This is a genomic window from Synechococcus sp. UW105 (assembly GCF_900473935.1).
In the GTDB taxonomy this organism is placed as follows: domain Bacteria; phylum Cyanobacteriota; class Cyanobacteriia; order PCC-6307; family Cyanobiaceae; genus Synechococcus_C.
In genome coordinates, this window is the sequence record NZ_UCNN01000017.1 from 25,795 (window position 1) to 47,015 (window position 21,221).

The window sequence follows — 21,221 nt, forward strand, 5'->3', positions numbered from 1 at the left end:
CAGGCCCTCCAAAGAACAATGAATCGACCCCTGGGAGCGGTCACCGAAGGGTCGCTCAACGCGATGCGCTTGAGATTGTTGCAAGGCAAATACGCGCAAAGACCTAGGAGCAATACCCTGATTCCTGTATTGGCACACCTAGCAATGCCTATGCAAATTGCATCGCCAAGAAATTTCTATGGGCCAAATCCGATTGGGTGCTCCTGCAATTTGCTGGCATTAGAAGCAGCGACTCACATTGACTAGCCTAGTTTCGTCTATACAGAATGCTCCACGCGCTGCTCCAGGCAAGAAATCAGGAGCGATGGCGGGAATTGGATTGCCGTGAATGCTCCACACAAATCACCCGATGTTCCACACATCCCAGAATGGGCAGGCAATCAAAAAGGGGCACCGAAGTGCCCCAGAAACGTTGCTATCAGGTAACTGAAGCGTTCGGGAGGAAATAGTACCTCCCGTTTCAGCCTCAGTAGTCGAAGTCGCCGCCGCCCATACCGCCAGCGGCGGGAGCAGCATCCTTCTTCTCAGGCATGTCAGCAACGATGCACTCGGTGGTCAGAACCATGCCGGCGATAGACGCGGCATTCTGCAAGCCAGAGCGAGTCACCTTGGCAGGATCAACGATGCCTGCAGCGAGCATGTCGACATAGTCGCCATTCGCGGCGTTGTAACCCTCATTGAAGGACTTGGCCTTCACGTTTTCAGCCACAACCGCACCATTCACACCTGCGTTCTCAGCAATGCGCATCAGGGGAGCGGTCAGAGCCGCAGCCACGATGTTGGCACCGATCAGCTCTTCGCCGCTGAGAGTGTCACCAGCCCACTGCTCCAGAGCGGGAGCCAGGTGAGCCAGGGTGGTGCCGCCTCCGGGAACAATGCCCTCTTCCACAGCCGCTTTAGTCGCATTGATGGCGTCTTCGAGACGAAGCTTCTTGTCCTTCATCTCGGTTTCAGTGGCTGCACCCACCTTCACCACGGCCACGCCGCCGGAAAGCTTGGCCAGGCGCTCCTGGAGCTTTTCCTTGTCGTAGGTGGAGTCGGTCTCCTCCATCTGCTTCTTGATCTGCTCACAACGAGCCTCAACATCACGCTCGTTGCCTTCAGCAACGATGGTGGTGGTGTCCTTGTTGATGGTGACGCGGCGAGCGGTGCCCATCATTTCCAAGGTGGCGTTGTCGAGCTTGAGGCCGCGGTCCTCAGTGATCAACTCACCATTTGTGAGAACAGCCATGTCCTCGAGCATGGCCTTACGGCGATCGCCAAAGCCAGGGGCCTTCACAGCGGCCACGTTGAGAACACCACGAAGACGGTTCACCACCAAAGTGGCGAGAGCTTCCTTCTCGATGTCCTCAGCAATGATCAGCAGAGGCTTGCCGGTGCGGGCGATCTGTTCGAGTACGGGAACCAGATCCTGCACCAGCCCAATCTTCTTGTCGGTGAGAAGGATGTAGGGCTCTTCGAGGACAGCCTCCATCCGCTCGGTGTCGGTAGCGAAATAAGGGGAGATATAGCCCTTGTCAAAGCGCATGCCCTCGGTGACCTCGAGCTCGGTCTCCATGGACTTGCCCTCTTCGAGGGAAATCACACCTTCCTTACCAACCTTGTCCATGGCGTCAGCAATCATCTTGCCGACTTCTTCGTCGTTACCGGCAGAAATGGTGCCCACCTGAGCGATCGCATTGCTGTCAGCGATCGGCTTGGCATGCTCCTCGATCTTGGCAACCAGGAAGTCAGATGCCTTGTCGATCCCCTTCTTGAGGGTGATGGCGTTGGCTCCGGCAGCCACGTTGCGCAGGCCCGCCTTCACCATGGCGTGAGCCAGGACTGTCGCGGTGGTGGTGCCATCTCCAGCTGCGTCATTCGTCTTGGACGCAGCCTGACGAATCAGAGCCACACCCGTGTTCTCGATATGGTCCTCGAGCTCGATCTCCTTGGCGATGGTGACGCCATCGTTAATGATCTGAGGGGCGCCGAACTTCTTTTCAAGGACAACGTTGCGCCCCTTGGGGCCCAGGGTGACGGCAACGGATTCAGCGAGAATGTCGATGCCTTTTTCGAGAGCGCGACGGGCGTTCTCGTTGTAAATGATGCGCTTTGCCATAGCGGGCGAAGGGAATGAGAGAAAAAGAAAAACGTGATAGGTCCGGGATGATCCGGAGGACCAAGCGCGTCAGCCGGGTCGAAACAACGCGATGGACTTGATCAGTTCACAACTGCGAGAATGTCTTTCTCGGAAAGAAGCACGTACTCATCGCTACCGAGCTTGATGTCAGTGCCGGCGTACTTGCTGTACAAGACTTTGTCGCCGACCCCAACCTCAGGAGCCTGACGGCTGCCGTCGTCGTTGCATTTGCCGGGGCCAACCTGAACGACTTCACCCACCTGGGGCTTTTCCTTGGCAGTGTCAGGAAGAAGAATGCCACCAGCAGTGGTTTCTTCGGAAGCAGACACCTTGATGAAGATGCGGTCTCCGAGTGGCTTAACGGTGGAGACGCTGAGGGAAACAGCAGCCATGGTTGATTGCGGAAGCAGAAAAGAGGGCGTCGAGCGCCGCGCATCGACTCAGAGGCGACTGGCACTCAAGGTCGATGACTGCCAACCTATGCCTCAGCAGCAGGGTCCGACTACCACCTGAGCGTGCGGTTGACCGAACCATGCTCAGCCAACGGTTGCGGTGGTATGGTTGCGCCGCTCAGGAAGGGAATGCCTTCAGAGCATTGCTTTGCTCCGTTCCCTCGAACTCTTCCTTTCTTATGGCTGCTGCTGCTACCGCCGGTACCAAGGGTGTTGTCCGTCAGGTCATCGGTCCGGTTTTGGACGTGGAATTCCCCGCTGGCAAGCTGCCCAAAATCCTGAATGCGATTCGGATTGAAGGCAAGAACACCGCAGGTGAACAGGTTGCTCTCACCGCAGAAGTTCAGCAACTGCTTGGTGACCACCGCGTCCGCGCCGTGGCCATGAGCGGTACTGATGGTCTGGTGCGTGGCATGGATGCCATTGACACCGGTGCTGCCATTTCCGTGCCTGTTGGCGAAGCCACCCTGGGGCGCATCTTCAACGTGCTCGGTGAGCCTGTTGATGAGCAAGGTCCTGTCAACACCACCACCACCGCCCCTATTCACCGTGACGCTCCCAAGCTCACCGAGCTTGAGACCAAGCCCAAGGTGTTTGAAACGGGCATCAAAGTGATCGACCTTCTGGCCCCCTACCGTCAGGGCGGCAAGGTTGGTTTGTTCGGGGGTGCCGGAGTCGGCAAAACCGTTCTGATTCAAGAGCTGATTAACAACATCGCCAAGGAACACGGTGGCGTCTCCGTGTTCGGTGGTGTGGGTGAGCGCACCCGTGAGGGCAACGACCTCTACGAGGAATTCAAGGAATCCGGGGTGATCAACTCCGAGGACCTTTCCAAGTCCAAGGTGGCGCTTTGCTATGGCCAGATGAACGAGCCCCCTGGTGCACGCATGCGCGTGGGCCTCTCGGCTCTCACCATGGCTGAACACTTCCGCGATGTGAACAAGCAGGACGTGCTGCTGTTCGTCGACAACATCTTCCGCTTCGTGCAGGCCGGCTCCGAGGTGTCCGCTCTGCTGGGCCGCATGCCCTCAGCTGTGGGTTACCAGCCCACCCTTGGTACAGACGTTGGCGCTCTGCAGGAACGTGTTGCATCGACCGTTGAGGGTTCGATTACGTCGATTCAGGCCGTTTATGTGCCTGCTGACGACCTCACCGACCCCGCTCCTGCCACCACCTTTGCCCACCTCGATGCCACCACGGTTCTGAACCGCGCCTTGGCATCCAAAGGCATCTACCCCGCTGTGGACCCCCTCGATTCCACCAGCACCATGCTTCAGCCGGCGGTTGTCGGTGACGAGCACTACCGCACCGCCCGCGCCGTGCAGTCCACCCTGCAGCGCTACAAGGAGCTCCAGGACATCATTGCCATTCTGGGTCTCGACGAACTCTCAGAAGACGATCGTCAAACTGTTGACCGCGCTCGCAAGATCGAGAAATTCCTCTCCCAGCCCTTCTTTGTGGCTGAGATCTTCACCGGCATGCCTGGCAAGTACGTCAAGCTGGAAGAAACCATCAGCGGCTTCAACCAGATTCTCGCCGGTGAATTGGATCAGCTGCCGGAGCAGGCCTTCTACCTGGTTGGCAACATCGATGAAGTCAAGGCCAAGGCTGAGAAGATCGCCTCCGAAGCCAAGGGTTGATTCGTAATAGGGACATCAAAATGATGTCCCTATCTTCTTCTTTTATGGCTTTTTTCGCTCCCACGTTCTGACTCCCCATGTCCCTCACCCTTCGCGTGCTGGCGCCCGACCAGAGCGTGTTTGATGGTTCCGCTGATGAGGTCATCCTCCCCAGCACCACAGGCCAACTTGGCATCCTCCCCGGTCACGTTTCTCTCTTGGCCGCCCTTGATGTTGGTGTCTTGCGCGTACGGACCAACAACGACTGGCAGTCCATCGCTCTGATGGGCGGTTTTGCAGAAGTTGAAGCTGACGACGTCACTGTTCTGGTGAACGCTGCCGAACTAGGAAGCAGCATCGACACCAGTAAGGCTGCGACTGAACTGGAATCAGCTCGGGCCAATGTCACCCGACTGGAAGGCCAGCCCTCCACACCTGAAAAAGTCAAAGCTCAGCAATCGCTTGATCGTGCTCGTGCACGCATGCAAGCCAGCAAGTAATCAAGACTGCCGGGTCCAAACCCGCAAGACATCAGGCCGGAGAGATCAAACTCTCCGGTTTTTTTGTGCCTGGAAGACAGATCGCGTGGGTCGCAGCCTCACCTCTCCATCCTCAAAGCTGGCCTGATTAAGCCCAACCACTGCTGGGTCCCATCCAGATCCAAACAACAGCCCGAACAATCCCTTCCAGCTGCAAGGCGCCTAACGCCGACAGAAGGAAGGAAGCGGCCACCGGCGAGGACCATGAGGCAAAAAAAAACGACCCGGCTAAGCAGGTCGTCGAAGATCCAAGGCTGAAAGCCCAATCAAGCGGTTCCGCAAAAAGTGACGTCGGGGAACTTGAGCTTGGCCTCGTCGAGGCTCTTGCCCTTGCCCTCCTCTTGCCAATAGTTAATGACCTCAGTGGCCTTGTTAAGCACCTCAACCCGCTCGTTGTCGGTAATCCAACTCTTGCCCTCTAGTTCGCTCTTGAGGGTTTCCCAGGCATCCTCACGGGGCCAGAAGAAATAAGCCGTGAGGGGGCTGGGACCGCCACCAACGATCTGATCGACAGCCAGAGCCACGTTGTCTGGCAGCCAAAGGATCTTCAGTAAAAAACGGCCTTCATCGGCTTTGGGGGTGTAGCCGGAGGGCACACCATCCGCATCGATGGTGGCCGAGGCAAGTGCAGCACTGCCGCCACGCATGACCGGACGGCCTTCCTTGGGTTCCTGCTCCTGTTCAGTGCTGCCGGTTTCCGGCGCTTCCTGGGGGGCGGAATCAGCTGCTGGTGCTGCGGTTGCGACCTCCTGGTCGGCAGCAGCGCCTTCGGAAACCGTCATGGTGTCAGCGCTCAAGAATTCAGGACAAAGAACTAACCTACCAGCCGCCCCAACCTTGGCTGATCTCTGGACCGATCCATTGCACCGCCCAGCTGCCTCCTGCTGTTTGACATCGATGGAGTCATCCGCGATGTGGCGGGCAGTTACCGCCGTGCCCTGCAATCCACGGTGGAGCATTACAGCGGCTGGTGCCCTGAGCCGAGCTGCATCGACGCTCTCAAGGGAGAAGGCGTCTGGAACAACGACTGGGACGCAAGCCTGGAACTATTGCGACGGCACTGGATCAGCCATCCAATCGACAACGCGACGCTGCCCGACCGTGATGCACTGATCACAGTCTTCAGCCGCTTTTATTTCGGCGCCAATCCAGACGGCGAGCCAGAGGCCTGGGACGGCTACATCTGCGATGAATCGTTATTGGTGGACCAAGGGTTTTTTTCCAGCCTGACGAACCGCAATGTGCGCTGGGGATTCGTCAGTGGGGCTGAACCTCCTTCCGCACGCTTTCTTCTCTCCACACGACTGGGGCTGATCAACCCAGCCTTGATCGCCATGGGAGATGCGCCTGACAAACCTGACCCCAGCGGATTTCTGCGCATGGCAGCCGAATTACTTGGCCAGCCCTTCTCCGCGACGGCACCTCCTGTCGGCTACCTAGGCGACACCGTGGCAGACGTCCACACCGTGATGCGGGCTCGGAAGCGGTGGCCGCAACAACGCTTTGTCAGTTTGGCGGTGGTTCCTCCCCATCTGCAGACAACCACCCAAGCTGCGGCCCGGGCTCGTTATGAACAGGCCCTCCGAGAGGCCGGGGCTGATGTCATCCTCCGCCAGACCAGTGAAGCGTTGGAGTGGGTGAAGGGCCTGTCGTGATTGCCGCGCTCCGCAAGGAATGGGCACTGCTGCGCAGACTCCTCATCCTGGTTGCAATCGGGGCAAAAGCGCTGTTGACGGAGCTGCTTCAGCACTCCGCAAGTCTGATGCTGAGGCGCTCATGCTGCTCACCGTAGGGATGACATGGATCGTCTGAAGGCTGGCGGGATCAGGGAAGTTCACCCCTCCATGTCGGCAGTGTCCTTGAGCGCCGCGGCCGTTAGCACCTCATGGCCGCAGGCCAGCTCGGAACCATCACGCACCGCCACATCGTCCTCAATACGGATGCCGATGCCCTTCCAGCGCTCCTCAATGGCGGGCTGACCTTCCGGTACAGGCAACCGGTCGCTCACATACAGACCAGGCTCAACGGTCAACACCATGCCCGGGCTGAGACTGACCGGATGCTCACCCAAGCGGTAGGCACCTACATCGTGCACATCAAGCCCCAGCCAGTGACCGGTTCGATGCATATAGAGATGGCGGTAGGCGCCCTGCTCAATCACGCTATCGACCTGCCCTGCAAGCAGCCCCAAATCCAACAGACCCTCCACAAGCACCCGCAGAGCCGTGGCATGCACTTCTTCGGCGGTGCCTCCAGGCTTCACCGAAGCAATCGCCGCGTTCTGAGCCTCCAGAACGAGCTCATAGAGAGCCCTTTGCTCACCGCTGAAACGCCCATTGATCGGGAAGGTACGCGTGATGTCGCCGTTGTAGTAGTCACTGATCGAGCAACCTGCATCGATCAATAGCAAGTCGCCATCTCGCAACACGTCACTGTTGGCGATGTAATGGAGCACGCAGGCGTTGTCTCCACCGGCCACGATCGATCCGTACGCAGGCCCCCGCGCACCAGAGGAGAGAAAGTGCTGCTCAATCACGGCTTGGATCTGTCGTTCACTCCCACCGGGTGCCGCCGCCTGGCGGGCCAGTTCATGGGCCTCGGCCGAGATCCCACACGCCTTCCGCAGGCGTTCAAGCTCCTCAGGGGTCTTCTGCAGACGAAGACGATGCAGCAACGGGCAGGGGGCCACCAGGGCCAGGGCTGCCGATCCGACGCGGGGCTGACGATCCAGCTGGCCAGCCCAGGCCTTGAGTACCAATGGTTCCACTGACGGATGGTGACCGACACGGAAGGCAATGCCCTCCGCGCCGTGGAGATAGTCCGGCAGCAAAGTGGGTAGATCCGCCAGGGGATGGGCAATATCAACCCCGAAATGGTGAACAACACCCTCCGTTCCCCAGCGCCTCCCGGTCCACACTTCGGCGCCAGGCTCACGTGGCTGAACGAACAACACGTAGCGCTCGCCCTCTGGGCGATGGGGCAGCAGCAGCGCCACCGCATCGGGCTCATCGAAACCGGTCAGATACCAGAAGTCACTGTTCTGACGAAACGGCCATTCACAGTCGGCATGGTGGGTGACCAGCGGGGCAGCAGGGATGACTGCCGCGGCACCACCGAGCAGCTCGAGAAAGCGCTGGCGCCGCTCGGCATGGCAGTGCTGATCGATCACGGCGGAGACAGAGCGACAGGGAACCGTCAGGATGGCAGGCAAAGCGTCCCGGCATGAGCTCCGATCTGCTGATCCTGCTGTTGATGGTAGTGGTGGTTCTCGCCGGGTCCGCCCTCTGCTCGGGTGTCGAAGCCGCCCTGCTCTCAGTCAACCCAGTGCGCCTGCACGAACTGGCAAGTCGCACCAAGCCCCTTGCAGGAGCACGCACTCTGGCCCGCCTGCGCCAACGCCTCGGTCGCACCCTGTCAGTGCTGGTGATCGCCAACAACGCCTTCAACATCTTTGGCAGCATGATGTTGGGTGGTTACGCCGCCTGGGTGTTCCAGCAGCACAACTTCAGCGAGGTCGCATTACCGCTGTTTTCTGTGGCACTCACAGTGCTGGTGATTCTCCTGGGAGAAATCCTGCCCAAGGCTCTCGGCACCCGCTTAGCCCTGCCGGTAGCCCTCAGCAGTGCACCTGTGCTGCAAACCCTTGGGGTGCTGATGCGGCCACTGGTGCTGCTGCTCGAACGCCTCCTTCCTGCAATCACCGAAGAGAACGAAATCAGCACCGACGAGAACGAGATTCGGCTGCTTGCACGCCTGGGATCCCAGAAGGGTCAGATCGAAGCCGATGAAGCGGCGATGATCGCCAAGGTGTTTCAACTCAATGACCTCACTGCCCGTGAGCTGATGACCCCGCGGGTGGCGGCTCCAACCCTTGCCGGCAGCGCAAGCCTGCATCAACTACGCCAGCAGCTGGTCGATAATTCCTCACCATGGTGGGTGGTCCTGGGCAAGGAAGTCGACAACGTGTTGGGCGTCGCCAGCCGTGAGAATCTGCTCACCGCTCTGCTGGAGCACAAAGGTCATCTCAGCGCCTTCGACCTGGCAGAACCGGTCGAATTTGTTCCCGAAATGATCCGGGTTGACCGTTTGCTCACAAGCTTTCGACGCGACAACAGCGGCGTGCGGGTGGTTGTGGATGAATTCGGTGGCTTTGTAGGGGTGATTGGAGCCGATTCCGTCCTGGCCGTGCTGGCTGGCTGGTGGCGCAAATCCTCAGCGACCAGTGGAGCGACACCGTGAGGGACGTGTCGCCTCCCACGCTGGAGCATGCCCTGGAGCTGCTCCAACGCTGGCGCAGCGAGCTCAGCCTCAGCGGCAGAGAACGCAGCACGCTGGCCGGAACCATGACCAACCTGGACCGGCAGATGCAAAGGCTGCGCGATCGCCGCCTTCGCGTGGCCGTTTTCGGCAGGGTGGGTGTAGGCAAGTCAAGTCTGGTCAATGCTCTCGCGGGGGAGGCGCTGCTCGCCACCGACGTTGCCCATGGCTGCACGCGCCTTCAGAAAGCAGTGGCCTGGCCACAGCCAATCCCGGGTCTAAAGGGAGTGGAACTGGTGGACACCCCTGGAATCGACGAAGTCTCTGCTGAAGCGCGAGCCCGCTTGGCCGCGCGTGTTGCCCTGCAATCGGATCTGGTGCTGCTGGTGCTCGATGCCGATATCAGTCGCGTCGAACTCGACGCTCTCGACAGCCTTGTAGCAAGCGGCAAACCGGTGCTGCCAGTTCTGAATCGGAGCGATTGCTGGTCTGAGCAGGAACGCCTCTCCCTGCTGGCCAGCATTCGGCGGCGCATCAGTGACCACTGCGGACCCACCGCTGGGCTCAGTCTGCGCTCACCAGTGGCGGTGGCCGCTGCACCACGACAGGCCAGTCTTCTCCAAGACGGTCGGGTTAGAAGCAAAATGCAACCGGCACGCGTGGATGCACTGCATCAGGTGCTGGTCGAACTGCTCAGCGCGCAAGGGGCACCGCTACTTGCCCTCAATGCGCTGCGGCAAGCCGACAGGCTGCAACGACAGATCGAACAAGGGCGGTTACAACGCAGACGCCGTGATGCCCAAAGCCTGATTGGTCGCTTTGCCGCACTCAAGGCAACAGGAGTGGCCGCCAACCCACTAGTGATTGTCGATCTAGCCGGTGGAATGGCCTGCGACACCGCCTTGGTGATGCAACTTTGCCAGCTCTATGACCTGCCGATGGGAGGCCCAGCGGCCCGACGTTTGCTCCAACGACTCTCAGGCCATAACGCCCTGATCGGTGGTGCACAACTGGGCATTCAGGCCGCGCTAGCAGGCATACGCCAACTGCTCATGGCAGCAGTGCCGTTCACAGCAGGCCTGAGTCTTGCCCCGGCAGCCCCCGTGGCCATCGCCCAGGCAGCCCTTGCCGTTCATACAACCCGCCGGACGGGGCGACTCACGGCCCGTTGGCTGTTGGAACAACAGGGACGAGGACGCCGCAGTCAACCGGTGCCGGCCTCCCTACTGCGTCACCTGGCTGGCAGCGACCCGACATTGCGCCTCTTGTTGAACGACTGGCCCCATCACAGCCAGCGGAACAGCATCGCGGATGTGTTGCCATGAGTGCCATCGCTCTGCTTGGCACCAGCGCGGATCCACCCACCTGTGGTCATCAGGCCCTGCTTGAGCAATTACTGACCCATTTCACTCACGTTGTGACCTGGGCCAGTGACAATCCAGGCAAGCAACATGCCCTACCGCTTGCACAGCGAAGTGCACTGCTGCAAGCACTGGTGCAGTCAGTCGGTGATCCGCGCCTGACACTGGTGCAAGAGCTCAGCAGTCCCTGGGCCATCACCACGCTTGAACGAGCAGAGGCCCTCTGGCCTGGGCAGGTGCTTTGCTTCGTGATTGGCAGCGACCTGATGGATCAGGTCTTGCGGTGGAAAGAGGCCGACGCAGTGCTGGCCCGCTGTCGGTTGATCATCGTGCCCAGGGAAGGCTGGCCCTTGAACCACACCGCCATCGCCATGCTCCGCCGCCATGGTGCTCAGCTGGATGTGCTCTCACTGCACATACCGGGAACGGCCAGTTCCAGCGTCCGACGCGACACTGATCCCTCTCAAATCCCAGCAGTCCTAAGGCCACTGCTCATGCAAAACAAGTTCTACGGTTTCGACACAGATTCCGGTTCAGCCGCTCTCTAAAGGTCCATGCGCATCGCCCTGGCCCAGCTCAACCCCTTCGTCGGCGACCTGGCCGGCAATGCCAACAAGATCCTTCAGTCCTGCCGTCAAGCCAACGGACTTCAAGCGGACCTCGTTGTAACGCCAGAGCTTGGCTTGTGGGGATATCCACCACGAGATCTGCTGCTCAACCGTTCTCGCGTCGCCCAGCAGCAGTCGGTGATGGATCGACTCAGCCGTGATCTGTATGCAGTGTCACCGGCGCTAGGTGTACTGGTTGGGCTAGTGGACCCTGCCGATGATGGCCAGCAGCCACGACTGTTCAATGCCGTCGCTCTGATCCGCGGCGGGCAATGGCAGGTGGTGGGGCGAAAGCAATTGCTGCCCAGCTACGACGTGTTTGATGAAAGCCGCTATTTCCGGCCGGCCAGCGCCCCATCCAGTTTCAACTTCACAGTGGGCAACCGTGATTGGCAGCTTGGACTGAGCCTCTGCGAAGACCTCTGGGTCGACCCAGGCCTGCATCGGGAGCGACTATGCGGCCCCGATCCGATCGGAGCTCTTGCCAAACAAGAGATCGATCTGCTGCTCAATCTCTCCGCTTCCCCTTTCGGGCGGCACAAGCAGGCAGTCCGACATCAGCTGGCCCAGCAGGCCGCATGTCGCCTGGATTGCCCAGTGGTCTATGTCAACCAGGTGGGAGGAAACGACGAATTGGTGTTCGATGGCGCCAGCTTCGTGATGGTTCCCGCCACAGATGATCCATCCACAAAGACATCTGCAAAGAGCGGCACACCGCTTGGGCTAGCCCTGCAGCTACCCAGCTACAGCGAAGAGCTGGCTGTATGGGAAGCCGTCACCACCCCACACCAAGCACAGGCAACAACGCCGATGCCGGTGGAAGAGAGCCTGTTCCGCGCCCTCGTTCTCGGGGTATGCGACTACGCCGGAAAATGCGGATTCGACCAAGCCCTGCTGGGTCTGAGTGGAGGCATTGATTCGGCTTTGGTGGCAGTGATCGCAGCGGCAGCTCTGGGTGCAGACCAGGTGGAAGGACTCCTCATGCCATCTCCCTGGAGTTCAAAGGGCTCGATCGAGGATGCGGAAGCCCTTGCAAGCCGCCTGGGACTTCGCACCCACACCGTGCCGATTTCCGCCTTGATAGCCAGCTTCGATGCCAGCCTCACACCGGTGATGCAAGCGGCACCCGCGAATGTGACTGCCGAAAACCTGCAGTCGCGCATCCGCGGCACCCTGCTGATGGCCGTAGCCAATCAGCAGGGCCAGTTGCTGCTCTCTACTGGTAATAAATCGGAGCTTGCTGTGGGCTACTGCACTCTGTACGGCGACATGAACGGTGGACTGGCAGTCATCGGTGACCTCTACAAATCGACCGTATTTGCTCTTTGCAACTGGCTGGACAGCGATGCAGCCTGCGCATGCCGCAAAGACCTCAATCTGCCGGGGGGAGGGGAACTGGTGGGCCGAGCGATCCGCGAAAAACCACCGAGTGCCGAACTGAGGCCGGACCAAAAAGATAGTGATTCCCTTCCGGATTACGCCGTGCTCGATCCACTGCTGCGCGATCTGATCGAGGAACGCTGCGGCCGGGAAGAACTGCTGGAGCGAGGCCATCCGGCAGAGGAGATCGACAGGGTGCAACGACTGTTCCGCCGCTCTGAGTTCAAACGCCGCCAGGCAGCGCCTTTACTGAAGGTGAGCAGCCAGGCATTCGGGACTGGATGGAGGCTGCCGATCGCCGCCAGCTGAGCCAGATTGAGGGCACTTCCCCGCAACCATGGTCCACTCCGTCCTGACGGCGCCGATGGCCACGATCGGCGTGCCAAGCGAAATCAAAGTCGATGAGCAACGGGTCGCACTCACCCCAGATGCTGTGCGGGAACTGGTGACCCAGGGTCTAGAGGTGCGGGTCCAGAGTGGTGCTGGCTCAGGTGCTGGCCTCAGCGACGCTGACTTTGCAGCAGCCGGGGCACGGGTTGTGACCAGGGAGGAAGCCTGGGCAGCCCATTTGATCGTGAAGGTGAAGGAACCACAGGAGGAGGAATTCGACTTTCTCCGCGACGACATGGTTCTATTCACGTATCTCCACCTTGCCGCCTATCCAAAAGTTGGAGAGGCGCTCTTAGAGGCGGGGACCACAGGTGTGGCCTACGAAACGGTGCAGCTGGAGAACGGCAGCCTCCCACTGCTTGCCCCGATGAGTGAAATCGCCGGGCGACTGGCAGCACAGGTGGGAGCCCATTTGCTGGAACGCCCCCATGGTGGCCGTGGTGTGCTGATCGGAGGATGCACAGGCGTGCGACCGGCACGGGTTGTGGTGCTGGGGGCCGGCACCGTGGGCTGGAACGCGGCGAGGCTGGCGGCCGCCATGGATGCGGAAGTGATGCTGCTAGATCGCTCTCCCGAACGGCTTCGGAGCCTGGAGGCGGATCGGCGCGGTCGCCTGATGAGCGTGGTGAGTAGTCGCGGTCTGCTGGAGCGGCTCGTGCCCAGCACCGATCTCCTCATTGGGGCTGTTCTCACGCCCGGTGGTCGGGCCCCGACGCTTGTGGACGAAGAGATGGTCAAGCAGATGAAGCCGGATTCGGTGATTGTTGATGTGGCGATCGACCAGGGCGGCTGTGTGGCAACCAGCAGGGAAACCACCCACACCAACCCAACCGTGAAAATCCATGGTGTTCAGCACTATGCCGTCGGCAACATGCCAGGAGCTGTGCCGTTTACATCCACGGAAGCCCTTGTGAGCGTCACCCTGCCTTACATCCTTGGCATCGCAGGACGCGGCCTTGAAGAAGCGGTGACGGAACGACCTGAGCTTCTATCAGGCCTGAATACTGTGCAGGGGGCGGTCTGTCATCCCAGCGTGGCGAAGGCTTTGGGTGTGCAGCCTCGCCATCCGATGGCCTGCCTTCGCTGAGACGGGGCGCACAGCTGTGCCAACAGCTCATGACCTAGGCAGATAGATCAATCGATAACCCCTAATTCAGAAAAGAGCCGCATATGTTCAATGTCAGGGAGCGGCCAAAGGCACAGCACACACAGAATGAACCCTTCATTCCAGCCAAACGCTTCAGCCAAATCCCTCTTTCGAAGACAACACCTTCATCAGCATCTTGAAGCAGCGAAGCCCCAAAGCTGACGACACAATGAGCTGATTCCAGAGCATCAACGACATCGACAGTGGACCATCAAAAGTGGGAGCATCGAGAGCCTCTGCCTCATCAACAACAATCACTTGATGCTTATGACTCAGCACTCTAGAGGCCACAATCTGCCGCGAAAACAAAGGCCCACACGCAGAAAAGATGTTAAATAGAATCCAAAACTTGCTCAGTAGCTGCCAAAACAATCAGGCATGAACAAGCTCTAACGAAAGAGGTCGTAGATAGAGCCAGTTGCCCTCAATTCGATCAGCACAGCGTTTGAACAGTGATGCTTCTTTCAAGATTCTGTGCTGCCCAGATTCTTTAAAATCCGCTTCAAAGCGAACACAACCGGTCAGATCGCCGCTTCCTCCTCCCTCCACCGCTTGGATGCGAAGTTCCAGCCATCGTGTCTGGCGGCAATGCGCGCGAAGGTCTCGCCGCTGGCGCGCCGGCGAATTCTCGCGATCGAGATGGGTCTTGATCAAGTAATCCACCTCCCCTTTCGCAAAGGCGCTGTAGCGGGAGCGCATCAACTGCTCAGCCGTGTCCGCCATCACCAAACCCTGGTGCAAGGGTGCGCAACAAACGGCATAGCTCTTACCACTTCCACAGGGGCATGGAACAGCGCTGTCTTCCGCAACTGAGAATCCTCGTCCCACCTAGAGCAGCTCCTGCAACCCAGAGAGGGGACGCTGAAGAGAGGCTGGGCTGACCCCTTCCCGCAGCGCCAGCACCAGTCCTGCCGCTTCTGCATAGGACGCTGCAGGTAGCAACTGGGCGTAGGACTTGAGGCCGAGAGCTTGCGCCGTCACCGTCAACAACGACGGATTGGCGACCGTGATCAAAGGGATGTTTTGCTCTAGGCAAGCGAGCACCGGTTCTCCCCCAAGCGCATCTGCAGGCACCACCACGGCACCCAGATGCTCAACGCTCAGATCCGAACCGTGGGCAGAGGCCTCCGCAGAGAGCAGAGTTGGGGCCCGGCTCAGCCCCACCAAGACGCAGGCCAAAAAGGTATAACCCAGCTCTTCAGCAGCTGCTCTTGGATCAAGCTCAGGCTCGAGAGGAAGTGGTGACAAGGCAGGAGCATGGGCACAGGGAATCTGCAGGTGACGCACCAGAAGATGACTGATCACGGCCTCCGCACCGGCAAGAGCATCCACACCACTGCCGTGCCGATAGGCCGCCAGCGCCTCACTGTGAGGGTCCTCAGGGAAACGTGTCACAACGGCAATAGCAGTGGCACCAGCCGCCTTGAGCTGATCGCCGGCACGCAGCAAGGCATCGGGACGTTCCAGCGTGCCCGAGCTGATACCGCTCTCCCCAAGCTCCAGATGCACCCCCAGGGACACATCACTCGTCACCACAGGTCCAATCTCCAGACCAAGGCTGGCGCGACAAGCATCGGCCACTTGCAGGTGCCGATGCCGCAACTCAGGTTCAATGGCCGCATCCAGCAGCAAGCCAATCCGATGCCCCCGAACTGACCGCAAGCGCCAGTCCCCGACCATGAATCGGTCGATCGCATAGCCCTCCACGTAGTGGATGCGGGGATCACTCCAGTACAGCGCCGCGCCGTTCATCACGTTGGGATGGGTGATCAGGCAACCACTAGCAGCGGCCAACAGCCGTGCACTAGGGAGCGCATCACCAGCGAAACCACCGATCTGACAGCCGATACCAGTGGGAACCAGCAGCAGCGTGGGGAAGGGTGCGGCGCATCGGTCAGGCCCGCTCATTGGATCAAGACAGCCTCGACTTGCAGGGTCAGCACAGCAATGGCATCAGTCGTAGAAGCAGTCGTGCCAGCAGTGCGGTGAACACTGGTGATCGCCCAACGCAAGGGCTCCCCCTCATCGCGGAGCTGATTCAGAACCCAAGCATGCAAACCGGAAGGTGGAAGGTCTGCCGGGCAGGCCAGCATCAATCGCCGAGAGGCGAGTTTCACTTCTGATATTGACCAAATTGCGCTTCATAGAGAGCATCCTCTTGGCCGGCCACAATTTTGAGGTCTGAGCGAGGGAACGAAACACAGAGGAGGGCAAAGCCGTCGTTGCGCAGCTCCTCCTTCACTCCCATGGCATCGGGCTGATGCACTTCACCCTGCGTGATGCGCGCAGCGCAGGTGGTGCAAACACCAGCACAGCAAGAGCTCGGAATCATCACCCCGGCATCCTCTGCCGCTGACAGCACGGTCTGATCTTCAGCACACTGGAAAACCTGCTGCTGACCATCCAGCTCAATGCTGATGGCATAGCTCGTGCCAGTCGTGTTGCTCATCCTTCCAGGAACGCACCAGAAAGTTCATCCTCTCAGGGCGAGGGACGATTGCGACCCTTCTCTTGCATCAGAGCAGTGAGAGATGGGCATTGGGATGGCGAGACCAGCCCTACGGACTCAGCCAGGACTCCCCCACAGAGGGCAGCCAACTGTGGTGATCCGAAGGCGCTTGATCTCAGCTGCGATCAAGCCTGCGTGTGCTGGAGACGAATCCGTGCACGCGCCCTCGGAGCATGACCATCTCCGGCAACGCACAAGACTCCAAAGTGATGATCGAGACAGGCGCCAGTTCCCGACACTGAAATTCGACAAATAAAAAGCCGGTCCCGTCAGGAACCGGCTGAAGAAAGAGGTGACAATCAATTCAGCGATTAGCCAGCTGCTGCGGCACCACCAACCACTTCAAGAATTTCCTGAGTAATGGCGGCCTGACGCGCTTTGTTGTAATCCAGAGTCAGCTCCTTGGCGAGTGCCTTGGCGTTGTCACTGGCATTGTTCATCGCCGTCATTCGACTGGCCAATTCAGACGCTGCCGATTCCTGCAGAGAGCGCAGAAGCTGGTTCTGGAGGTAAAGGGGCAGCAAGGCATTCAGCAACTGATCAGGAGTTTGCTCAAACACAATGTCCGAAGGAATCTTCGGTTCAGTGTTGGCTGGTGCTGCACCAGACTCGACAGTGAGGCGCCCCTCTTTCGTTGTGAGACGGAAAATCTCATCGTCTGGATCCGCAATGTCTTGAGGATCAAGCGGAAGGAGTGTCTGAACAACCGGCTTGCAGCTCACCAGGTTGATGAACTTGGTGTAGATAATCTCCACACGATCGGTGCTCCCCGAGAGAAACTCAGCGAACAACTCATTTGCGATTGAGCCGGCTTCCTCAGCGGTTGGGACCTGCTCAAGACCAGTAAATGTGGCCTGAGTTGGATAGTTGCGGTTCGTGAAATAGGTGATCGCCTTGCGGCCAATCAGAACCACATCAACCTTAAAACCCTTGGCCTTGAGTTCATTAAAACGCTGTTCGGTGCGCTTAATGATGTTGGTGTTGTAGCCACCGCAGAGACCACGATCGCCGGTGACAGCCACAAGAGTGATGGTGTCGACAGCTCGCTGCTCCAGCAGAGGAGCGTCAGCGTCCTCAAAGCGCATTCGTGACTGCAGATTTTCCAGCAGACGAGCGAGTCGATCCGCGAATGGACGACTGCGCAACACCTGTTCCTGGGCTCGACGGACCTTTGCCGCCGCCACGAGACGCATGGCCTCAGTGATCTTGCGTGTGTTTTTGACCGATTTGATCCGGTCTCTGATCTCCTTGAGATTCGCCATGAGTGAAAACCTCTCAGTTGGCCGTGGCCAGCATTGTGGACGTGACTTCTGAGATGGCCTCCTTAAGCATGGATTCAGCGTCAGGGCTGAGCACCTTCTCGGTCTGAATTTTCTGGATGAAATCAGGCTTGTTGCTCTTCAGATACTCACGCAGCTCGCGGGAGAACTGAACCACCTGATCCACAGGAACATCATCAATCAAACCTTTCACACCGGCGTAAACGATGGCCACCTGCTCAGCAAGAATCAACGGGCTGAACTGAGGCTGCTTAAGAAGTTCACGCAGACGCTTACCGCGGCCGAGCTGCTTCTGTGTGGCGGCATCAAGATCAGATGCGAACTGAGAGAAGGCAGCCAACTCGTCAAACTGAGCCAACTCCAGCTTGAGGGTACCGGCGATCTTCTTAATGGCCTTTGTTTGAGCAGCACCGCCCACTCGGCTCACAGAGATACCGACGTTAATGGCAGGACGCAGACCAGAGTTGAACAGATCAGAGCTGAGGAAGACCTGACCATCGGTGATCGAAATCACGTTGGTCGGAATGTAAGCAGAAACGTCACCAGCCTGGGTCTCAATGATTGGCAGAGCAGTCATCGAGCCTTTGCCCATGGCATCAGAGAGCTTGGCTGCACGCTCAAGCAGACGACTGTGGCAATAGAAGACATCTCCGGGGTAAGCCTCACGTCCGGGTGGACGGCGGAGAAGCAGTGACATCTGGCGATACGCCTGTGCCTGCTTGGTGAGGTCGTCGTAGATGACCAAGGTGGCCTTGCCTTTGTACATGAAGTACTCAGCAATCGAGGCACCGGTATAAGGCGCCAGGTACTGAAGAGCCGCGGCCTCGGAAGCGTTCGCGGCAACAACCACGGTGTAATCAAGAGCTCCACGCTCGCGCAGCACTTCAGTCACCTGGGCCACCGATGCAGCCTTCTGGCCAACGGCCACATAGACACAAACCACGTCCTGATCCGCCTGATTGAGGATCGTGTCGATCGCAATGGCGGTCTTACCAGTCTGGCGGTCACCAATGATCAGCTCACGCTGACCGCGACCGATCGGAATCATCGCGTCAATCGCCGTGATGCCGGTCTGCATGGGTTCATGCACCGACTTCCGCTGAATAATCCCCGGAGCGGGAGACTCAATCAAACGAGACTCGGTCGTCGCGATATCGCCCTTACCGTCCATGGGTTGGCCCAGTGGGTTGACCACGCGGCCCAGCATGGCGTCACCAACAGGGACGGATGCAATCTTTCCGGTCGCACGAACGGTGCTCCCTTCCTGAATGCCGTTGCCCTCGCCCATCAGAACGGCGCCGACGTTGTCGTCCTCAAGGTTCAGGGCGATGCCTTCAGTGCCGTCTTCAAACTCAAGGAGTTCGCCGGCCATGGCCTGCTGAAGGCCGTAAACACGAGCGATACCGTCGCCCACTTGCAGGACAGTACCGACGTTGCTGACAGAAACGGACTTGTCATAGTCCTCGATCTGCTGTTTGAGGATGGCGCTGATCTCGTCAGGACGGATGGAAACCATGGCGGGTAATCCCTAGGAAGGGTGGTGAGTAGAGGAGCAGGAAGGGGTGGAGGAGAACTCAGCTCGTCTTGGCGAGTGCCAGACCGAGGCGGCGAACCTGACCAGCGAGGCTGGCATCAATGACCTGGGAACCCAGGTTGACAACAAAGCCGCCAATCAAAGAAGGATCAACGCTCAGATCCATCTCGACAGATCCTTTGCCGAGCATCGCCTGAACCTTTTGGGTCAGGGCTGCCTGCTGGGCTTCGGAAAGCGCTTGGGCCGTGGCCACCTTGGCCAAGGAGATCTGGCGGGACTGCCGATAGAGATCGAGGTAGCGATTGAGAACCGCGTCAAAGGCAACAAGACGCTGGCGATCAGCGAGAACCTTGAGCAGATTCAGCAAAGAAGGCTGGATCTGTTCTGAAAGCAGAGTGGAGAGAACCTGCTTCTTTGCATCAGGCTCCAGAACTGGTGAGGTCATCGCTTCCCTGAAATCAGAGGAAGATGACCAGATCGACAGCAGTTGCTTGCACTGATCAGCCACATCATCAGACTCCTTGCGGGCATCGGTGACCTGAAGCAAAGCTTGCGCGTAAGGGGTGGCCAGTGAATTCAGTAGGGGCATCAGGCATCCTCCAGGTTCGAGATGGAGGCATCGATCAGTTGAGACTGCGTCTTCTCATCGAGCCGTCCGGGCAGATCGGCCAAGACCTTGTCAATCGCGGCAAGAGCAGCCTGACGACGAAGCTCTTCGGTCAGGCGTGCACCCTCAGCGTTGAGATCAGCAAGGGCATCTTGCTTGAGTGCCGCCATGGCCTCGATGGTGCGCTTTTCACCATCAGCACGAATGGCCTCAGCTCGAGCCTTACCATCAGCGCGAATTTTTTCTGCTTTTTGTTGGGCCGAAGCAAGCTCACCCTGGGCTTTGCTCAGCTCAGTAGTGGCGGCCTTTAAGCGAGCCTCAGCGTCGTCCAGTTCCTTAAGAATGGACTGACGACGGCGATCAAGCATGTCGCCAAGAAATCCCTTGAGGAAATAGACAAGAACCCCGATCACGATCACGAGGTTGATCAGATTCGTCTCAAGAGGATTGAGGTTGATCGAGAAGCCACCCTCAGTGGCGAGCACGGTGAGGAAAGACATCATGAAACGGCCAGCAGACGTTGAATGATCTGAGAGCTGAGCTGATCAACCTTGGCCATCAGCTTGGACTGAGCTGCTTCTCGTTGCTCTTCAATCTCACGACGAGCCTTCTCACGAGTGCGGTTCGCCTCGGTCTCAGCTGTGGTGATCGCATCGCGATAAAGCTTATCGACTTCCTGCTCAGCTTCGACAATCGCAGTTTGAGCAGACTGGCGAGCACCACGCAGTTGTTCAGTGAGATCAGCTTCCAGACGCTCAACTTGCGCAAGCTTCTGCTTGGCATCAGCAAGACTGGTGGAGATGTAGCCCTCACGTTCTTCAACGACCTTGCCGACCGGACGGAAGAAGAGGGAATTAAGCAGGAAGGTAAGGAGAACCACCTGAACTGCCATAAGAGGCAAGGTGGCATCGAGGTCGAAGAGACCTCCCTCCGGAACCGCCGCTTCAGCGAGCAGAAGCCAGGTCATGGAAGAGGAGCGCTAGGAAAAAGCGAAAGAATGCAGAGCAGGTTTCAAAGAGGGAGGAGCGATGCCTTAACAGACATCGCTCCTCTCACCTGCATCAACCGGCGAAGGGGTTGGCGAACAGAAGCACCAGAGCCACCACCAGGCCGTAAATCGTCAGCGACTCCATGAATGCCAGTGAAAGCAGCAGGGTGCCGCGGATCTTGCCTTCAGCTTCGGGCTGACGGGCAATACCTTCAACAGCACCTTGGGAAGCGCTGCCCTGACCGATACCAGGGCCGATGGCAGCCAGGCCGACAGCAAGACCAGCGGCAACGACAGAAGCTGCGGAAGTGATGGAATCCATGTTGAGTGCGTTTGGGGGCGCGCCGTGAAGCGCAGAGCAGTAAGGCGTGGGGATTGGTTCCCCCTGCGCAGGGACACTCCCTCAAGAGAGAGCGGGCCCGGGTATA

At 58.9% G+C, this 21,221-nt stretch carries 22 protein-coding genes; 8 read left to right on the plus strand and 14 right to left on the minus strand.

Going from position 1 to position 21,221, the window contains the following annotated elements; translation table 11 throughout:
• Positions 1–466: 466 nt before the first annotated feature.
• Together groL and groES are read right to left on the minus strand one after the other, a co-directional pair.
• Positions 467–2,101: a chaperonin GroEL gene (gene groL / locus DXY16_RS06520; RefSeq protein WP_115120466.1), complete on the minus strand. Its 1,635-nt coding sequence runs from the start codon at positions 2,099–2,101 to the stop codon at positions 467–469.
• A gap of 101 nt (positions 2,102–2,202) precedes the next feature.
• Positions 2,203–2,514, minus strand: coding sequence for a co-chaperone GroES (gene groES, locus DXY16_RS06525; RefSeq protein ID WP_115120467.1), 312 nt, complete (start codon positions 2,512–2,514; stop codon positions 2,203–2,205).
• Between the two features lie 239 nt (positions 2,515–2,753).
• On the opposite strand from groES, the gene atpD reads away from it, so the two are divergent.
• Together atpD and atpC are read left to right on the plus strand one after the other, a co-directional pair.
• Positions 2,754–4,214, plus strand: coding sequence for a F0F1 ATP synthase subunit beta (gene atpD, locus DXY16_RS06530; protein ID WP_115019508.1), 1,461 nt, complete (start codon positions 2,754–2,756; stop codon positions 4,212–4,214).
• Between the two features lie 77 nt (positions 4,215–4,291).
• A complete protein-coding gene (gene atpC, locus DXY16_RS06535) occupies positions 4,292–4,693 on the plus strand; it encodes an ATP synthase F1 subunit epsilon (protein ID WP_115120468.1) in 402 nt (133 codons plus the stop codon).
• A 305-nt stretch (positions 4,694–4,998) separates the two neighbouring features.
• On the opposite strand, the gene DXY16_RS06540 is transcribed toward atpC, so the two are convergent.
• A complete protein-coding gene (locus DXY16_RS06540) occupies positions 4,999–5,514 on the minus strand; it encodes a 30S ribosomal protein PSRP-3 (protein WP_115019511.1) in 516 nt (171 codons plus the stop codon).
• 78 nt (positions 5,515–5,592) lie between these two features.
• Between DXY16_RS06540 and DXY16_RS06545 the strand changes: the two genes are divergently transcribed.
• Positions 5,593–6,387, plus strand: coding sequence for a TIGR01548 family HAD-type hydrolase (locus tag DXY16_RS06545; protein WP_115120469.1), 795 nt, complete (start codon positions 5,593–5,595; stop codon positions 6,385–6,387).
• Between the two features lie 179 nt (positions 6,388–6,566).
• Here DXY16_RS06545 and DXY16_RS06550 read toward each other — a convergent pair whose 3' ends face one another.
• On the minus strand, positions 6,567–7,943 hold the full coding sequence (locus DXY16_RS06550) for an aminopeptidase P N-terminal domain-containing protein (protein WP_115120470.1): 1,377 nt from the start codon (positions 7,941–7,943) through the stop codon (positions 6,567–6,569).
• A gap of 11 nt (positions 7,944–7,954) precedes the next feature.
• Between DXY16_RS06550 and DXY16_RS06555 the strand changes: the two genes are divergently transcribed.
• Genes DXY16_RS06555 through ald form a run of 5 tightly spaced genes read left to right on the plus strand, consistent with a single transcriptional unit; the run spans position 7,955 to position 13,815 of the window.
• On the plus strand, positions 7,955–8,971 hold the full coding sequence (locus tag DXY16_RS06555) for a CNNM domain-containing protein (RefSeq protein WP_115120471.1): 1,017 nt from the start codon (positions 7,955–7,957) through the stop codon (positions 8,969–8,971).
• The gene (locus DXY16_RS06560) at positions 8,932–10,314 is read left to right on the plus strand and encodes a GTP-binding protein (protein ID WP_244281586.1); all 1,383 of its coding nucleotides are present in this window, start codon (positions 8,932–8,934) and stop codon (positions 10,312–10,314) included. Before DXY16_RS06555 ends, DXY16_RS06560 begins: the two co-directional genes overlap by 40 nt.
• Positions 10,311–10,898: a nicotinate-nucleotide adenylyltransferase gene (locus DXY16_RS06565; protein WP_115120472.1), complete on the plus strand. Its 588-nt coding sequence runs from the start codon at positions 10,311–10,313 to the stop codon at positions 10,896–10,898. Before DXY16_RS06560 ends, DXY16_RS06565 begins: the two co-directional genes overlap by 4 nt.
• 6 nt (positions 10,899–10,904) lie before the next feature.
• Positions 10,905–12,647 carry an NAD+ synthase gene (locus DXY16_RS06570; protein ID WP_115120473.1) on the plus strand — a complete coding sequence of 581 codons (1,743 nt, stop codon included), beginning with the start codon at positions 10,905–10,907 and terminating at the stop codon, positions 12,645–12,647.
• A 28-nt stretch (positions 12,648–12,675) separates the two neighbouring features.
• Entirely contained in the window at positions 12,676–13,815 is a 1,140-nt protein-coding gene (gene ald / locus DXY16_RS06575) for an alanine dehydrogenase (protein WP_115120474.1), read from the plus strand.
• Between the two features lie 432 nt (positions 13,816–14,247).
• On the opposite strand, the gene DXY16_RS06585 is transcribed toward ald, so the two are convergent.
• The 10 genes from DXY16_RS06585 to atpE all read right to left on the minus strand — a co-directional run bounded on the left by DXY16_RS06585 (position 14,248) and on the right by atpE (position 21,115).
• On the minus strand, positions 14,248–14,703 hold the full coding sequence (locus tag DXY16_RS06585; RefSeq protein ID WP_115120476.1) for a YchJ family protein: 456 nt from the start codon (positions 14,701–14,703) through the stop codon (positions 14,248–14,250).
• Entirely contained in the window at positions 14,704–15,783 is a 1,080-nt protein-coding gene (locus DXY16_RS06590) for a DUF3326 domain-containing protein (protein WP_115120477.1), read from the minus strand. It lies immediately after the preceding gene.
• The gene (locus DXY16_RS06595) at positions 15,780–15,992 is read right to left on the minus strand and encodes a hypothetical protein (protein ID WP_244281587.1); all 213 of its coding nucleotides are present in this window, start codon (positions 15,990–15,992) and stop codon (positions 15,780–15,782) included. The genes DXY16_RS06590 and DXY16_RS06595 overlap by 4 nt, the downstream gene beginning before the upstream one ends.
• Positions 15,989–16,324, minus strand: a complete 336-nt coding sequence (locus DXY16_RS06600; RefSeq protein ID WP_115120478.1) for a 2Fe-2S iron-sulfur cluster-binding protein — start codon at positions 16,322–16,324, stop codon at positions 15,989–15,991. Before DXY16_RS06600 ends, DXY16_RS06595 begins: the two co-directional genes overlap by 4 nt.
• A gap of 371 nt (positions 16,325–16,695) precedes the next feature.
• Entirely contained in the window at positions 16,696–17,646 is a 951-nt protein-coding gene (locus DXY16_RS06605; RefSeq protein WP_115019534.1) for a F0F1 ATP synthase subunit gamma, read from the minus strand.
• 13 nt (positions 17,647–17,659) lie between these two features.
• A complete protein-coding gene (gene atpA / locus DXY16_RS06610) occupies positions 17,660–19,180 on the minus strand; it encodes a F0F1 ATP synthase subunit alpha (protein WP_115120479.1) in 1,521 nt (506 codons plus the stop codon).
• 58 nt (positions 19,181–19,238) lie between these two features.
• Entirely contained in the window at positions 19,239–19,787 is a 549-nt protein-coding gene (gene atpH / locus DXY16_RS06615) for an ATP synthase F1 subunit delta (RefSeq protein ID WP_115120480.1), read from the minus strand.
• Positions 19,787–20,305: a F0F1 ATP synthase subunit B gene (locus DXY16_RS06620; protein WP_371410877.1), complete on the minus strand. Its 519-nt coding sequence runs from the start codon at positions 20,303–20,305 to the stop codon at positions 19,787–19,789. The genes atpH and DXY16_RS06620 overlap by 1 nt, the downstream gene beginning before the upstream one ends.
• Positions 20,305–20,772: a F0F1 ATP synthase subunit B' gene (locus DXY16_RS06625; RefSeq protein ID WP_115019541.1), complete on the minus strand. Its 468-nt coding sequence runs from the start codon at positions 20,770–20,772 to the stop codon at positions 20,305–20,307. Before DXY16_RS06625 ends, DXY16_RS06620 begins: the two co-directional genes overlap by 1 nt.
• A gap of 94 nt (positions 20,773–20,866) precedes the next feature.
• Positions 20,867–21,115, minus strand: coding sequence for an ATP synthase F0 subunit C (gene atpE / locus DXY16_RS06630; RefSeq protein ID WP_007098848.1), 249 nt, complete (start codon positions 21,113–21,115; stop codon positions 20,867–20,869).
• Between the last annotated feature and the right edge of the window lie 106 nt (positions 21,116–21,221).